Raw genomic sequence first — 15,438 nt, 5'->3', positions numbered from 1 at the left:
ATATCATCTGTGTAGGGGCGGGTTCCCCCCAGATTTTTCGGAATTTGAATAAATATTTATAAACCCGCCCCGCCCCAATTGCAATTATTTGTAATATAAATAAACCCATGAAAACCAGCACCATTATTGATATCAATAACGTTTTTTTGGGGCGGGTTTAGATACATTTTTGATAGGAAAACAGAGATTTTTTCCGAACCCGCCCCTACATTTGTACGCGGTTTGGGCGATTTTTTGGGGCGGGTTTAGATACATTTTTGATAGGAAAACAGAGATTTTTTCCGAACCCGCCCCTACATTTGTACGCGGTTTGGGCGATTTTTTGGGGCGGGTTTAGATACATTTTTGATAGGAAAACAGAGATTTTTTCCGAACCCGCCCCTACGTTGTTGTGGGGGTGGGTTTAGATAAATTTTTGAGGGGAAAACATAACTATTCACTTTTTAATACCGTTTTAGAAACAATGCGGGTTTTCTTGCGATCGGCTTCGGAAAGTTCTTCACCCGATTGTAAACGAGTGGCGCTGGTTTGTAAAACAGTAGCGGCGCCGTTATCCCCCATTTGTAAAGCGGTTTTCGCCGCAGTTTGTAACATAGTCGCCGCACCCGCGCGATCGCCCTGTTGTAATTTGGTTTCTGCTATTTGGGTTTGTCGGTATTTTGCAAGGGCTAAAATATGTTTTTGAACTTGGGGATCTGGAGTGGGTTTATATCCATTAATAACATTGGCTTCAACCAAAACCGGTTCGGAATATAATCCTTGATTTCCTAACGCCGGATCGTCATAACGAACTTGTAATTGGGCGATTTTTTGTCTTCCTGGGGGCAATTTTCCGATATAAAGATTTCCCAAAACAATGCGTGACCTGTCCTTCATTAAATCCCCCAACCGCACAACAAATCTATCCCCCTCTTTTTGTAACGGTAATTCTATCGTATCCGGGGCAACTTGGGCAATGGGTTTTAACTCAGCAAATCTGACTCCGGGCATTAAAGAAAACAGCAAATAAGAATTAGTTAAACCCACCGATTGCATCCGATTAAACAAACGGCTAAACTCATCTATTGCCTGTTCGGGATATTCAATATAAGCCAGAGAACCGCCGCCCGCATCGGCAATTTTTTCTAAAATATCTTGGTTCCAATCATCTCCAAAACCGAGACTATTTAAAGTTAAATTATAATCGGTGGCGAGTTGGGCTAATTTCAAACAGCGGTTATTATCTCCGTGTTCGTTTTCGCCATCGGTGAGGAGAAACCCCTGAGAAATGCGCTCAACTTTGCCTTTTCCTAACTCTTCGATTCCCAGTTTTAATCCTTCATCAATCGAAGTTCCCCCAGAAGTTCTTAAGCGATTAATTTGCTTTTTAATACTTTCAGGATCATCGATATCTTGATTGGGAATTAACACTTTAGCCCGATGATCGAAAACCACAACCGAAATGCGATCGCCGGGGTTCAAGCGATCAATTAATTCTCCCGCCGCTTTTTTAACCGTTTCCAACGGACGCCCGCTCATCGAACCGCTGTGATCTAAAATTAAACAGAGGTTGAGGGGAACATGGCGATCGATGGAGTTGGGAAGCGCCGAAACCGAAATAGAAAGCTGACGCTGGCTGCTTCCTTGGGTAACATCGAGATTGGGATCGTTGAGAAAAGGTTCTAAACTAACGTTCATAGGAGTGAGCTAAACTTGCGCTAGTATGTATTTACCAGACCGGAGCTTTTCAGGGACTCAGATAAATCTGTTTAATTCTACATTAACTTTGTCCGCACTTCCCGAACCCTAGAAAATTACCAAGGGTCGAGTCGGGCGACGGTTTGAACATCAGCTAATATTATCTGCGATCGCGGAGTTAGAATCGCGTTTGAGATCGGAAATCCACACCTTGACGTAATTACCGAACCTTTGAAGAACGGCAGCGAAAAACCCTAAAATTGAGTAAAAGCGTTAGATAAAAGCGGGATTATCGCTCTCGGGGGATAAAATCCTGCGGCGCCACCGATCGCAAAAAAGGGTGTAAACTAACCGTCAACAGAGTAACCTAAACTTGCGTTACTATTTTTGTATCAGAATCCTTTTCTAGGTTCAAGTTACAATTTTTGAAGAGTTCATAACAGATTAACCGTGCAAAGCCCATACTATGGCGACAGCGCCGTTCGGACACCCCCTCCAGATCTTCCCTCTCTCCTGTTGAAAGAGCGAATCATCTATCTGGGTTTACCCTTAGTTTCCTCTGATGACTTCAAACGCCAGCTAGGAGTCGATGTAACAAAGCTGATCATCGCTCAGTTACTTTACCTTCAGTTTGATGCTTCAGACAAGCCCATTTACTTCTACATCAACTCCACCGGCACCTCATGGTATACCGGAGATGCGATCGGCCAAGATACCGAAGCCTTTGCCATTTGTGATACGATCAGCTACATCAAGCCCCCCGTTCACACCATTTGTATCGGTCAGGCGATGGGAACCGCAGCGATGATCCTCTCGGCAGGTACCAAAGGTTTCCGGGCCAGTTTACCCCACGCGACGATTGTACTCAACCAACCTCGCATGGGAATGGGTCGCTCTCAAGCCACCGATATTCAGATCCGGGCGAAAGAAGTATTATCCAACAAGCAAGCAACATTAGATATTCTCTCTAAAAACACCGGTCAAGCGCCCGAAAAAATTGCCAAGGACACCGACCGAATGTTGTACCTGACCCCGCCAGAAGCCAAAGAGTACGGCTTGATCGATCGCGTGTTGGAGAGTACAAAAGAACTACCCAAACAGTTACCTGTGGGTGTATAGCGTGTTTATAGGTGTGAACAATGGCTGTCGATGAAGTGCTTCGCGTTCCCTACAACTTACCCGGTAGCCGCCAGTGGCAATGGGTAAGCATCTATACTCGGATGAGTCAGGAACGGATTATTTTTCTCAACCAACCCGTATCAATGGGATTGGCGAATTCTTTGGTTTCAGCCCTGTTATATCTCGACTCGGAAGACCAAAACAAGCCAATTTACCTGTACATTAACTCGTTGGGCGATCCGGTGTTGGCCGGAATGACCGATGAGTCCATCGGTACCATGTCTATGATGGCAGGTCTGGCAATCTATGACACCATGCGGCACGTCAAGTCAGAGATTATTACCATCTGTCTGGGTCAGGCGATCGGGGTGGCGGCGATGTTGCTTTCCTGCGGAACCAAAGGAAAACGAGCCTGTTTACCCCATTCGATGATCGCTTTGACTCATACTCTGTCTGGAACCCGAGGACAAGCGACCGATATTCAAATCAACGCTAAAGAAGTTTTGGCAAAGCAGAGACTCATGATTGATATTATCTCTGAAAATACGGGTCAGCCTGTCGAGAGAATCTCCAAAGACATGAACCGGACTTTTTACATGACCCCCGAACAAGCTAAAGAGTATGGCTTGATCGATCAAATTATGGCCAGCCGAAAGGATTTAGCCAAAGTGTCTTAACTGCGGTTTGATGGCGACTTGAAAATATAACTTGCTTGGAGGAAAAAAGCGATGCCCATTGGTGTTCCGAGTGTTCCCTATCGTTTACCGGGCGGTACCTACGAACAGTGGATTAATATTTACGAGCGACTGTTCCGAGAGCGGATTATCTTCTTATCTGAGGAAGTCGATGACGGGATCGCTAATGCCATTGTTGCTTATATGCTGTATCTCGATTCTGAAGACCCCAATAAGCCGATTTATCTCTACATCAACTCTCCCGGTGGTTCTGTTACCGCAGGCATGGCGATTTATGACACCATGCAATACATTAAAGCCGATGTCGTCACCATTTGTGTCGGTTTGGCCGCTTCGATGGGCGCTTTTCTGTTGGCAGCCGGAACCCCCGGAAAACGCCTCGCCCTACCCCACGCCCGGATTATGATTCACCAACCCCTCGGCGGAACTCGGGGTCAAGCGAGCGATATTGAGATTGAAGCTAAAGAAATTCTCAGAATTCGCGGTTTATTAAATAGTATCCTCGCCGAACAGACTCATCAACCCCTCGAAAAAATCGAGAAAGATACCGATCGCGATTACTTTTTATCCGCCGAAGAAGCCAAAAACTATGGTTTGGTCGATCAGGTGATTGAAGAACGGCCCGCTTAAACAGTCACCGAGTCACCGAGTCACCCTCCGGGAACGTCCGTTGCTCCTTGATGGAAACCACCAAGTCCGCACTGCCTCACCGAGTCACCGAGTCACCGAGTCAGGGAATAGGAAACAGATTTTTCTGTAGGGGCGCATGGCAATGCGCCCTCCTAAACAGCCCGATTATTACCCCTTACCCCTTACCCCTTACCCCTTACCCCTTACCCCTTACCCCTTGCCCCTTGCCTGAACGCCTATTCCCTGTTCCCTGTTCCCTATTCCCTGTTCCCTCTCAAGTTGACAATCGATAATTCTTTGCTGTTAACTAGAGAATTAGGGTTAACGGAGTTGATCTAAACTGAATGGATACGGCAGATTATTATCGACAGTTGGGATTGCGATCAGGAGCAAGTTTAGAAGCGGTAAAAGCTTCTTACCGACGGTTGGCTAGACTTTATCATCCTGATGTCAATCCCGATCATTTAGCCCGTGAAAAGTTTATTGCAGTCACGGAAGCTTATAAGTTTTTACTCGATGTTGCTCAACCTGAAGCTAAAGTCGTAAGTCAGCCCGAACCGACACAAACAACGGTTGTTTCTCCTCCGCCTTTTCAACCCCTACGGGTGAAGATTTCTCGCCAAGAACCCGCTTTAAAAAGAAATGTACAACTCTCGGAAATTGAGCAGAAACTTAAGCATAATTCTTATCGAGAATTGCAGCAACTTTTGAAATATAAACGCTTTCCGAGAGCCATCGCTTTAATTGAAGGTTTGGCTCAAAGAATCCCCCAAGATATCGAAATTCGTCAGTGGCAAGCCATTACTTATCAACGCTTTGGACGGCATTTAATTAAAGAGAAAAAGCTGGAAAAAGCCAGAAGTTATCTCAAAAAAGCATTAAAAACCGACCCCCACAATCGCGCACTCTGGGCGGAAGTTGAACGGGATTTTAGACAGTTAGAAAAGGTGTATTAAATGGTTACTTTAAAAAAAAATCAGGGATTGTCATTTCAACGAATTTTACAAGATGGTTTAACGGTGTTTTGGGGAGATTGGTTGGACTTGCGGGTGCGACTGGTACAAGTGGCTTCAGCCGGATTAATTTCTCCTTTGATTTATATTCTCGCCTTTGGTTTGGGGTTGGGAAGTTCTTTGCCAAAACCCGCCATCGGAGACAGCTACCTGGAGTTTATTTTACCGGGAATGGTGGCGTTATCTTCCATGACGATTAGTTTTAGCGGGACGGTTTTTTCGATTTGTGGCGAACGTCTCTATACAAAAACTTTTGAGGAATTATTGCTGCTTCCGGTGCATCCGTTATCTTTGCATTTGGGAAAAATGATGGCGGGAATTGTTCGGGGTTTATTAACTTCCCTCTCTGTGATTATTGTCGCGGTTTTATTTACCCAAAAACTTGTTTTTCTCAGCCCGTTATTTTTATTGGTTTTAGTCTTAAACTGTGCGGTATTTGCGGGATTGGGCGTAATTGTTGGTTTGCAAGTTCAATCGTTGGAAACCGTCGGACTGTACAACAACTTTTTAATTATTCCCATGTCTTTTTTAGGCGCAACCTTTTTTGACCCCGCCACCTTACCGCCAATTTTGAAAAGCATTGTTTATTTGTTACCCTTAACTTATACCAGCATTGGGTTAAGAGCCGCAGCCTACGACATCGAAAAATTTCCCCTGTATAGTTTACCGATTTTGTTAACGGTGGCGATCGCAGCAGCAGCAGTCGGGGCCTACAAATTTTCCGCTCTACAAGATTAATGGGGGAATAGTTATTAATACTTATTTTACAAAAACTGCTGCGATTGATACTGAATTTTAGGGAAACCCCAAACAAAGACGAAGAACTTAGTCCTTTAAAAAAAGAAAAATAAACAACAGTCGCCAAACAAACCAAAGATATAAAACTTAGCTTAAAATTTAGCCGCTTGACCCTAAAAGTCTCCTTAAGATAGAAGGCAGCGCGAGTAACTTCGTTCACCCTAAGAGAATTCAAACATTCACTCAATTGGTGAGACGAGTAGACACCGGAGACGATAATCATGGTTCAGATTCCAGCCAAGCCCACGCCCTCCGATCCTCTGGATCAGGGACAATATATCGATCGGGACTGCACCACGCTATCCCGTCACGTTCTCGAACAACTCAATAGTTTTTCCCCCGATGCCCAAGACATCAGCGCCCTGATGAACCGCATCGGACTGGCGGGTAAGCTGATTGCACGTCGTTTGAGTCGGGCGGGATTAGTAGATGATGCTTTGGGGTTCACCGGCAGTGTGAACGTCCAAGGGGAAGAAGTCAAACAAATGGATCTCTACTCCAATGCGGTGTTTATCTCCGTTTTCAAACAAAGCGGCCTAGTTTGTCGCTTGGCATCCGAGGAAATGGAGAAGCCTTACTATATTCCCGAAAACTGCCCCATCGGACGCTACACCCTGCTTTATGACCCGCTAGATGGTTCATCCAATCTCGATACCAACCTGAATGTCGGATCGATATTTTCCATTCGTCAACAGGAAGGGAACGACGAAGAGGGCGAGGCTGCGGACTTGCTGCAACATGGACGCAAACAAATCGCTGCGGGATACATCCTCTACGGGCCGAGTACATTGCTGGTTTACAGCATTGGGACGGGTGTTCATTCCTTCACTTTAGACCCGAGTCTGGGTGAATTTATTCTTGCAGATGAGAACATTACAATTCCCGATCACGGTCCGGTCTACAGCGTCAACGAAGGGAATTTCTGGCAGTGGGATGAATCCATTCGCGATTATATTCGTTATGTTCACCGTCACGACGGTTACACGGCTAGATATAGCGGCGCTTTAGTCGGAGATATTCATAGAATTTTGTATCAGGGTGGTGTGTTTTTGTATCCCGGTACCGTCAAAAAACCGGAAGGAAAACTGCGGTTGTTGTACGAGTCGGCGCCGATGGCTTTCTTAATGGAACAAGCCGGAGGACGGGCTTCTACGGGAACTGAAGAAATTATGGATGTGGTTCCCAATAAATTACATCAACGCACGCCTCTTGTGATTGGTAGTAAAGAAGATGTTGCCCTGGTAGAGTCGTTTATTCAAGATCGGGTGCGTCGAGATCAACAATAGTCGTTTCTAGAACTCTAGACGGTCCTCTTTCTAGAGTTAGGCCTAAAAATACCTCTAGGCGAAAACATTCACCGATAGAATCGGAAAGCGAGATTGAATCGGAAACACCGATTAACTGAACTGTTTAAATTAGAGATTGATTGGTCTTACAGTTCGCTTAATCGGAAAATCCGCTCTCTATTTGTTTCAATTTTGTAGACGTTACAGGAATTGCAGTTATGACCACAAATCATCTGCTGGAAATTGGAAATCTCGGTCAAAGTATCTGGATGGATAATTTAAGCCGCGACCTGATTGAGTCCGGCGAATTGAAGACGTTAATGGTTGAAAAAGGGATTCGGGGAATTACTTCTAACCCGGCGATTTTTGAGAAGGCCATTAAGGGAAATGCCATCTATGATGCGGAGATTGAAAAAGGGATTAAAGCCGGCAAGTCGGTGATGGAAATTTATGAGTCCCTGGTGTTTGAAGATATTCGCAATGCTTGCGATATTTTTAAGCCGGTCTACGAACAAACGGGCGGATTGGATGGTTATGTCAGCATTGAAGTTCCCCCGACTATTGCTAAAGATACCGAGAGTACCGTTAAAGAGGCTTTACGCTATTATGAAGCCATCGGTCGGGAAAATGTGATGATCAAAATTCCGGGAACTCCCGAAGGACTTCCGGCGGTTGAACGGGTGATCGCTCACGGAATTAATGTTAACGTGACTTTGCTGTTTTCGGTGAAAAGTTATGTGGAGACGGCTTGGGCTTATATTAAAGGCTTAGAAGCCCGTCTCAATCAAGGAAAAGATATCAGTAAGTTGGCGTCGGTGGCGAGTTTCTTTCTCAGTCGCATTGATAGTAATATTGATGATGCGATTGATGACCAACTGCACGGCGTAACCGACTTGAATCGCAAGGCAAAATTAGAGGAAGTTAAAGGTAAAGTTGCCATTGCTAACGCCAAGATTGCTTATCAAGAATACAAGAAAATTATTCAAAGCGATCGCTGGAAAACGTTATCGGCAAAAGGTGCAAATACACAGCGGTTACTGTGGGCGAGTACCAGCACCAAAAACCCAAGCTACAGCGATGTCATGTATGTTGACGAACTGATCGGGCCGAATACCGTTAATACATTACCTCCGAATACTATTGATGCTTGCGCCGATCATTGTGATGTTGAAAATCGGGTCGAAACCGATGTTGATCAGGCTTATCACTTGATTGAAAGTCTCAAAGATCCTGACATTAATATCGACCTCGATCAAGTCATGGATGACTTATTAAGCGAAGGCATTGATAAGTTTGTTAAACCCTTTACTTCGTTGATGGGTTCCTTAGAAGAAAAGGTAAAACAGCTTTCAACGGTGGGATAGTGAACGGAATGGCGATCGCACGGGTGACAGCCGATTAGATAGGTATTACCGCCTAAGTTTGAACGGTCAATTATTTTAGGCACTCCCAGAGAAAAAAGCCTGTTGGTTAAAGAGGAAAACCTCACTCAATAGCTTGCTGAATCAGGCTTTCAAGCTCAAAAGTTCCCCGCCTAAAAAGTAAAATCGATAACTGTTCATTTCTAACGGTTTGGCGATCGCCAAAAACAGATAATTAAAACAAACAAAAAGTGTCACCGCCTCAACTAAATTGACAAGGGAATGTAAATGGTCACACTACTCGAAAATCCGTTACGGGTTGGACTGCAACAAGATCGCATCCCTGAACCCCAGATTTTAGTAATCTACGGTGCATCAGGGGATTTAACTCAGCGCAAACTGGTTCCGGCGCTGTATCAAATGCGCCTCGAACGTAAACTTCCTCCAGAATTAACCATAGTCGGAGTCGCCCGACGGGAGTGGACTCACGACTACTTCCGCGAACAGATGCGGATCGGCGTCGAAGAATTCGGGGGCGGGATACAATCGGAGGAACTGTGGAACGACTTCACCAAGGGGTTGTTTTACTGTTCTGGAAACATCGATCAACAAGAAAGCTACCAGAAACTCAAGGCATTTTTAGGCGAACTCGACGAACAGAGAGGAACCCGAGGAAACCGGGTCTTTTACCTGTCTGTGGCGCCCCGTTACTTCGGAGAAGCCATTCAACAACTCGGCGCGGCCGGAATGTTAACCGACCCGAAAAAGAACCGTTTGGTGATCGAAAAACCCTTCGGTCGCGACCTCAGTACCGCCCAAGTTCTCAACCGAGTTGTCCGTCAAGTTTGTGCAGAAGAACAGGTTTACCGCATTGACCACTATCTGGGCAAAGAAACCGTTCAAAACTTGATGGTGTTCCGGTTTGCCAACGCCATTTTTGAACCCCTGTGGAACCGCCAATTTGTCGATCACGTTCAAATTACTGTTGCGGAAACGGTAGGCTTAGAAGGCAGGGCCGGTTACTACGAAACCTCCGGGGCGTTGCGGGACATGGTGCAGAACCACCTGATGCAGCTTTTCTGTTTGACGGCGATGGAACCGCCCAACTCCTTGGAAGCCGATAGCATTCGCAACGAGAAAGTAAAAGTCTTGCAGGCGACCCACCTCGCCGATATTGCCAACTTGGAACAGTCGGCCGTTAGAGGTCAGTATACTGCCGGTTGGATGAAAGGCAAAGAAGTTCCCGGTTATCGAGACGAAGAAGGCGCAGACCCCAATTCAACCACACCGACTTATGCGGCGTTGAAACTCAATATCGATAACTGGCGCTGGAAAGGGGTACCGTTCTATCTGCGAACCGGAAAACGGATGCCGAAAAAAGTCTCAGAAATTGCCATCCAGTTTAAAGAAGTTCCCTATTTGATGTTCCAGTCGGCGGCCAAACAAGCGAACCCCAACGTTCTCGCCCTGCGAATTCAACCCAACGAGGGAATTTCCATGCGGTTTGAGGTGAAAACCCCCGGAAACTCCCTGAGAACCCGGTCGGTAGATATGGATTTTCGCTACGATACCGCCTTTGGTAAGCCGAGTACCGACGCTTACGCCCGTCTGTTGATTGATTGTATGCTTGCCGATCAAACCCTGTTCACCCGAGGGGATGAGGTAGAAGCCTCTTGGAAGATTATTACTCCAATTCTAGAGGTTTGGGACGCACCCGCACCTCCCGAGGCGATTCCGATGTACGAAGCGGGAACTTGGGAACCCGTAGAAGCGGAATTGTTGCTCAACCGCGATGGTCGTCGTTGGCGGCGACTGTAAAATTGCGGGGAAGCGTCAGAAGGCGGGAGCGATCAGGGGAAGCAGGGGATTGAGTGACTTCCGCTCCCGGATAGCCAAAGACAATAACCCCTGTGAACGCTTCGGACATCTCTACAATGAACAGCTAATAGCGAATCACTAGCGATTGACACTATGAGTACACCACTTGTTGCATTACAAAAACCAAAAGATATCTCCCTCAGCGAAATTGAGGGCGAATTAAATGGGATCTGGCTTTCTCAAGCCGTCGGGGGCGGTAAGACAACGGCGGTCGCCACCCGCGCGGCGACGTTTAGCATGGTCATCTACGAACCGGAAGAGTTTCAACAACTCCTAGCCGGCTTGGGATTCTATTCTGAGGCGATCGATGGCATTCACGGGTCAAACACCCGCGAAGCGATTAAACAGGCTCAAAAGGCTTATGGTTTGAGTATTACCGGGCGGGTTGATTCCCACACTTTGGCTAAACTCCGCGAAGAATTTGCCAAGCTTCCCGACGAACGCAAACAAATTGTAAATTTAGACGGGCGCGGGTTTAGTATTAGTGAAGCGATCGCCGCTCAAAATCCCTGTCGGATTATTACCTTATGTCCGATCATGGGGGAAGATACCGGGGTAACGGCTCAGGTTTCGGCTTACTGTCCGATTCAGCAAAAGAGGGAAGAAAGTCTTATCTGTGCTGAATATATCACGTTACGCGGCACCAAAGAAGCCTTAGAACGGGTTAGCGATGTGGTGGCGTCGTTGATGATTCCCGACTTACCCAAGTTTGTTTGGTGGAAGGCGACACCCAACCCCGAACAGGAATTGTTTAAGCGACTTTCCACTTGTAGTAATTGTTTGATTGTGGATTCTTGTTATTTTAGCGATCCCGAATCGGAATTGTTGAAAATGCAGGAATTGATCGAACAAGAAACTTATATTGCCGATTTGAATTGGCACCGTTTGGCACCCTGGCAAGAGTTATCGGCCGCCGCTTTTGACCCGCCCGAACGTCGGATGTCGTTGGGGGAAATTGATAATGTGGCGATTGATTATGAAAAGGGAAATGCCACCCAAGCGTTAATGTTTTTGGGTTGGTTTGCTTCTCGTTTGGATTGGAAACCGATTTCTTTTACTTCCGAAGGCGGAGATTATGACTTGAAATATGTCAAGTTTAAAGCTCCAAATAATAAGGAAATTGTTGCAGAGTTGGCGGCGATTCCTGCGGCTGATTATGGCGAAATTCCCGGTGATTTGGTCGGTTTGCGCTTGACTTCGAGTAATCCGAATGCGAATTGCTGCACGATTTTATGTTCGGAAACAACCGGTTGTATGCGGATGGAAGCGGGCGGAAGCGCTCAATCTTGTCGCACCGAACAGGTAACGGCGACTTCTGACCAAAAAGCAGAATCCCTGATGACGCAGCAATTGCAACGTTGGGGTCGCGATATTTTGTATGAAGAAAGTTTGGCGTTAACCGCTCAAATTCTCCAGCTTCGTTAGTTCGTTTGTCAGTTGAAATTCCATCCGTAGGGGCGCATGGCAATGCGCCTCTTGCTGTTTTTTGAAACGAGATGAAATCTTAAATTTTATCCCCCCGAGCAAGCCTTTTTATCCCCCCTAGCAAGCCTTTGATCCCTCCGCCTACGGCACCTCCCTTAAAAAGGGAGGCGGGGGGGGAAAAGAAGGGGAAAAGAAGGGGAAAAGAAGGGGAAAAGAAGGGGAAAAGAAGGGGAAAAGAGTGGTAAAAGTCCCCCGTACTAATTAAAGCGAAACCTCCTCTGGCTTCCCCCTTTATAAGGGGGACGGGAGGGGGATTATTAAGGGGGATTTAGGGGGATCAATAAATTCACCGATTAGTTTATCATGTTACAAATCCTACCCGATAGTGTTAGCTGTACTGAAACAAATTAATCAAATTTTAATCAATTCCTAATCGGCTTTCTTGACCGCTTTTTAGAGACTGTTAATCAAAAATACTATCAACGGGAACATGAGTGTAATAAGTCCAACATTGGGCGAGGAAATCCTCTGCTTGTTGTGAACCATACACGATACCATCGGGGAGTTTAACGTCTTTAGGAGATTTAGGAAGAAGTTGATTCCCATAAACTTTAAAAGCTTCATTTTCCCAAGATAAATCCCCGTTAGGATCATTTTTAAAGTATAAAGTTCCGTGAGCTTTTCTTAAATGAGTTAAATTGGGAGGTGCGTCCGTATTGCCGTAAGGTTTTACTCTAATTACCCCACCATTGTTATCTTCATAAAAAATTTGGATGTAGGGGTAAATTGTATTTCCTTGCCGATTAATTGTAGTGACTTTAACTGTTTTTTTCCATTCTCCGTCAACCGAATCATAACTTTGAGAAAATCCATCGGACAAAGTTGCTAATCCGTTAATTTGAGCGGGAGTAAAGTAATTTAATTGATTATCTGTAATAATTTGTTCTATTTCTTCTATAGATTTACCTTCGATAGCCACTTCAAAAATACTATCGACATTACTATCAGCTTGAAAGGAGTTAGCTAAATTTAAAAACCGCTGTTGGACTTGTTGAAGTTGTGGGGTAAGCAGTTCTTCTTTAAACAAAGACTCTCCACATTCTACCGCCAAAGTCGGGAGACTTGTCACCGAAAAGATTCCCAAGAACAAACATAAAAACACCAGACATTTAAACAGTTGTTTTTTTAACATAAGTTAACCTCGCTCCTTTTTGAAATCTGAGGGATAGGGTTGTCTTGTGATCTATTTTAATTCAAGTTGACTGCTATCGAAAACTGATATAATACAGTACAACCCGTATTAAAGTTCCGTTCCGGCTTGCTTCGAGTCACTGGCATTGCCTGAGGTGTCGGCACTTCTCACGGTCCACAGGCTCAAACCGAATAGCCTTCGGCACGTTTTAAGTTGAGGCTGGCGTTATAGTCACCATCTTGAACTTTACCGCAAGCTTCACAATTAAAAATCCTTTCTTTAAGCGGTATTTCTTGAATATGTAATCCCTTAATAAATATCAGAAAAAACGTTAATAAACCCGCCCCGACAGAATTATTATTAATTCATCGGCAGACATGATATAATAATTCAAAACTCAACGGAGGCGTTGGTTGATGTCTTACAGTGAGTTTAGTTTAGCGAGAGCCAAACAAGAGTTTGGTTTAGTTACTTTAGAAAAACGGGATATTTTCGCAGACGTTCCCAAACTCACCCCAAGCAATTTACTCACAGAAACCCTCAATTCTAATCTACCCATTGCTTTAGGAAGTAACAGTGAAAAAGCACGTTCTGAAATGATTATCGCTCCGATATTAGTCGATTTACGCCGACAGTTTCAAGAACAAATTAGTTTATTTTCGGGGATAGATTTTACCGTTGACCTCAACAAAGGGTTAAACGGAATTTGTGATTTTATTATTACGAAATCTCCAGAACTTTTGATGTTAACAGCCCCAGTCATTACCGTTGTAGAAGCCAAGAAAGAAAATATTAATGCGGGTTTGGGTCAGTGTGCTGCGGAAATGGTCGCCGCTCAAATTTTTAATCAGCAAGCCGAAACGGAAATTAAAATCATTTACGGTGCGGTAACAACGGGTAGCATTTGGCAATTTTTAAAATTAGAAAACCAAACATTAACTATTGATTTGAGCGAATATTATCTCAACGATGTTAACAAAATAATGGGTATTTTAGCAAGCGGTATTTCTCAAGCCGATTAAATTTTTAATAACCGTTTAGATGTCAATATATATAATTTGGTTTTGGAAGGGGGCGGGTTTATCTAAATTGTTGCGGAGAAACAGAAATTTTTGCAGAACACGCCCCGACAGAATCATTATTAATTTGACAAGGATTTAGATGTCTGTTAAAATTAAATCGGTGGCATTATAAACCACATAATCAAACTCGGATTCATTAATGTCATTCGGGTCTAAATATCCCAAATTTAACGCCTCACATTCGGCTTGGCTAATATTTTCAGAAGACAAAATTACCTGATATTTTTGTAACGCCTGACTCACCCGCATCATGTGACTGGCGACAACCGGACTGGTTAACTCGCCCGCATCGACTAAGTGTTGAATAGTTTCCGGGTTGGAATAGCCAAATTTGCTAATAATTTCGCCGTGAGTTCCCGATATTTTTTCCGAAAGTTGACCCCGAATCACCAATTTTCCGCCTTGTTGGATGCGAGAACCGCAGTTATAAATGGCTTTTGCACCCTGCCAAAAATCAACGCATTTGTTATCAATATAGGTTAGCATACTTGAGCAAGGTTCGACGGGTTTAACGAAGTATTCCGCACAAACTTCTGCGGCTTCTTGGTAAGAAGAATAAAAATCACCGATGAATAAATCAGCAATTCCCGTCGGGAGGGTAATAAAATTAACTGAAACGTAGATTTTCGGTAACGTTGTCATCACCAAGTCGGCAATTTGATGAATAATTTGACGGATGGGATTCTCAATTTTGCCGATAATTTCTGATTCTGAATACCGAGTTATTTTCCAGTGAGTATAATCAATTGCGGCTTTATTGGCAATTCCGGGACAAAGATATTTAGCCCCTCCCGAAAAACCAACCACACGATGAGGAAGTATACTTCCCAACGCAATAATGATATCATGTTCGCTGACCGAATGATGAATTTTAACGGGAATATTATCAATTTTTCCGACTTCTACTAATAAATTATCATCAAAAGCATTGTGGTTAATCAGTTGAATATTATCAGTTGCTTCGGGAGTTAGTCCTAATTTTTGTTGCATTTCTGCGGGGGTCATGGGGCGATGAGTTCCCAAAGCAAAAATTACACTAATTTGACTCGCATCTGTTTGGATAACCTGCAAAAAATCGGGAAAAAATTGATAAAGGGGTGTAGCACGGGTAACGTCTTCGCAAATCATTAAGACTCGCTTTTGATTGAGGTCAAACTGAGACAAATAGCTGAGTATTTTGGTGAGAATATCTTCTTTTGATAAGACAGGTGGACTCTGTAAGGCAATTTTTTTCACGGCTTACCCATGTTAACACTTAATCTCATATCATCATACATCAAAA

14 protein-coding genes are annotated in these 15,438 nt (G+C 44.4%); 10 read left to right on the top strand and 4 right to left on the bottom strand.

Going from position 1 to position 15,438, the window contains the following annotated elements; genetic code table 11:
* Positions 1-432: 432 nt before the first annotated feature.
* Positions 433-1,677, bottom strand: coding sequence for a vWA domain-containing protein (locus ACL6C3_RS24920; protein ID WP_413162157.1), 1,245 nt, complete (start codon positions 1,675-1,677; stop codon positions 433-435).
* A 450-nt stretch (positions 1,678-2,127) separates the two neighbouring features.
* On the opposite strand from ACL6C3_RS24920, the gene ACL6C3_RS24915 reads away from it, so the two are divergent.
* From ACL6C3_RS24915 to zwf, 8 genes are all read left to right on the top strand, one after another.
* Entirely contained in the window at positions 2,128-2,796 is a 669-nt protein-coding gene (locus ACL6C3_RS24915) for an ATP-dependent Clp protease proteolytic subunit (protein WP_413162155.1), read from the top strand.
* Positions 2,797-2,816: 20 nt separating this feature from the next.
* The gene (locus ACL6C3_RS24910) at positions 2,817-3,473 is read left to right on the top strand and encodes an ATP-dependent Clp protease proteolytic subunit (protein ID WP_413162154.1); all 657 of its coding nucleotides are present in this window, start codon (positions 2,817-2,819) and stop codon (positions 3,471-3,473) included.
* A 51-nt stretch (positions 3,474-3,524) separates the two neighbouring features.
* A complete protein-coding gene (locus ACL6C3_RS24905) occupies positions 3,525-4,121 on the top strand; it encodes an ATP-dependent Clp protease proteolytic subunit (RefSeq protein ID WP_413162152.1) in 597 nt (198 codons plus the stop codon).
* A 344-nt stretch (positions 4,122-4,465) separates the two neighbouring features.
* The gene (locus ACL6C3_RS24900) at positions 4,466-5,077 is read left to right on the top strand and encodes a DnaJ domain-containing protein (protein WP_413162150.1); all 612 of its coding nucleotides are present in this window, start codon (positions 4,466-4,468) and stop codon (positions 5,075-5,077) included.
* Entirely contained in the window at positions 5,078-5,872 is a 795-nt protein-coding gene (locus ACL6C3_RS24895) for an ABC transporter permease (RefSeq protein WP_413162149.1), read from the top strand.
* A 281-nt stretch (positions 5,873-6,153) separates the two neighbouring features.
* A complete protein-coding gene (gene fbp, locus ACL6C3_RS24890) occupies positions 6,154-7,218 on the top strand; it encodes a class 1 fructose-bisphosphatase (protein ID WP_413162147.1) in 1,065 nt (354 codons plus the stop codon).
* A 218-nt stretch (positions 7,219-7,436) separates the two neighbouring features.
* The gene (gene tal, locus ACL6C3_RS24885) at positions 7,437-8,582 is read left to right on the top strand and encodes a transaldolase (protein WP_413162145.1); all 1,146 of its coding nucleotides are present in this window, start codon (positions 7,437-7,439) and stop codon (positions 8,580-8,582) included.
* A 285-nt stretch (positions 8,583-8,867) separates the two neighbouring features.
* Entirely contained in the window at positions 8,868-10,397 is a 1,530-nt protein-coding gene (gene zwf, locus ACL6C3_RS24880) for a glucose-6-phosphate dehydrogenase (protein ID WP_413162143.1), read from the top strand.
* On the opposite strand, the gene ACL6C3_RS24875 is transcribed toward zwf, so the two are convergent.
* The gene (locus ACL6C3_RS24875) at positions 10,363-10,506 is read right to left on the bottom strand and encodes a hypothetical protein (RefSeq protein ID WP_413162142.1); all 144 of its coding nucleotides are present in this window, start codon (positions 10,504-10,506) and stop codon (positions 10,363-10,365) included. The two genes, zwf and ACL6C3_RS24875, sit on opposite strands and share 35 nt — an antisense overlap.
* Before the next feature lie 44 nt (positions 10,507-10,550).
* Between ACL6C3_RS24875 and opcA the strand changes: the two genes are divergently transcribed.
* Complete coding sequence (gene opcA / locus ACL6C3_RS24870) at positions 10,551-11,882, top strand: glucose-6-phosphate dehydrogenase assembly protein OpcA (RefSeq protein WP_413162140.1); 1,332 nt, start codon at positions 10,551-10,553, stop codon at positions 11,880-11,882.
* 463 nt (positions 11,883-12,345) lie between these two features.
* Here opcA and ACL6C3_RS24865 read toward each other — a convergent pair whose 3' ends face one another.
* On the bottom strand, positions 12,346-13,074 hold the full coding sequence (locus tag ACL6C3_RS24865; protein WP_413162138.1) for a hypothetical protein: 729 nt from the start codon (positions 13,072-13,074) through the stop codon (positions 12,346-12,348).
* 416 nt (positions 13,075-13,490) lie between these two features.
* Between ACL6C3_RS24865 and ACL6C3_RS24860 the strand changes: the two genes are divergently transcribed.
* Positions 13,491-14,096 carry a hypothetical protein gene (locus tag ACL6C3_RS24860; RefSeq protein WP_413162135.1) on the top strand — a complete coding sequence of 202 codons (606 nt, stop codon included), beginning with the start codon at positions 13,491-13,493 and terminating at the stop codon, positions 14,094-14,096.
* A 135-nt stretch (positions 14,097-14,231) separates the two neighbouring features.
* Here the strand turns inward: ACL6C3_RS24860 and ACL6C3_RS24855 are convergent, their stop codons facing one another.
* Entirely contained in the window at positions 14,232-15,392 is a 1,161-nt protein-coding gene (locus ACL6C3_RS24855) for a lactate racemase domain-containing protein (RefSeq protein ID WP_413162132.1), read from the bottom strand.
* Positions 15,393-15,438 lie beyond the last annotated feature (46 nt).

The sequence above is a fragment of the Capilliphycus salinus ALCB114379 genome, assembly GCF_047276495.1.
GTDB lineage: Bacteria > Cyanobacteriota > Cyanobacteriia > Cyanobacteriales > Microcoleaceae > Capilliphycus > Capilliphycus salinus.
The sequence above is the reverse complement of the archived record's forward strand: the minus strand, read 5'-3'. Positions and strand labels throughout refer to the sequence as shown.

Bases quoted from the DNA above. Each gene is read 5' to 3' on its own strand.
- ACL6C3_RS24875 (WP_413162142.1), bottom strand. From the start codon at position 10,506: ATGTCCGAAGCGTTCACAGGGGTTATTGTCTTTGGCTATCCGGGAGCG.
- fbp (WP_413162147.1), top strand. From the start codon at position 6,154: ATGGTTCAGATTCCAGCCAAGCCCACGCCCTCCGATCCTCTGGATCAG.
- ACL6C3_RS24910 (WP_413162154.1), top strand. From the start codon at position 2,817: ATGGCTGTCGATGAAGTGCTTCGCGTTCCCTACAACTTACCCGGTAGC.
- ACL6C3_RS24905 (WP_413162152.1), top strand. From the start codon at position 3,525: ATGCCCATTGGTGTTCCGAGTGTTCCCTATCGTTTACCGGGCGGTACC.
- zwf (WP_413162143.1), top strand. From the start codon at position 8,868: ATGGTCACACTACTCGAAAATCCGTTACGGGTTGGACTGCAACAAGAT.
- ACL6C3_RS24920 (WP_413162157.1), bottom strand. From the start codon at position 1,677: ATGAACGTTAGTTTAGAACCTTTTCTCAACGATCCCAATCTCGATGTT.
- ACL6C3_RS24865 (WP_413162138.1), bottom strand. From the start codon at position 13,074: ATGTTAAAAAAACAACTGTTTAAATGTCTGGTGTTTTTATGTTTGTTC.
- opcA (WP_413162140.1), top strand. From the start codon at position 10,551: ATGAGTACACCACTTGTTGCATTACAAAAACCAAAAGATATCTCCCTC.
- ACL6C3_RS24900 (WP_413162150.1), top strand. From the start codon at position 4,466: ATGGATACGGCAGATTATTATCGACAGTTGGGATTGCGATCAGGAGCA.
- tal (WP_413162145.1), top strand. From the start codon at position 7,437: ATGACCACAAATCATCTGCTGGAAATTGGAAATCTCGGTCAAAGTATC.
- ACL6C3_RS24895 (WP_413162149.1), top strand. From the start codon at position 5,078: ATGGTTACTTTAAAAAAAAATCAGGGATTGTCATTTCAACGAATTTTA.
- ACL6C3_RS24860 (WP_413162135.1), top strand. From the start codon at position 13,491: ATGTCTTACAGTGAGTTTAGTTTAGCGAGAGCCAAACAAGAGTTTGGT.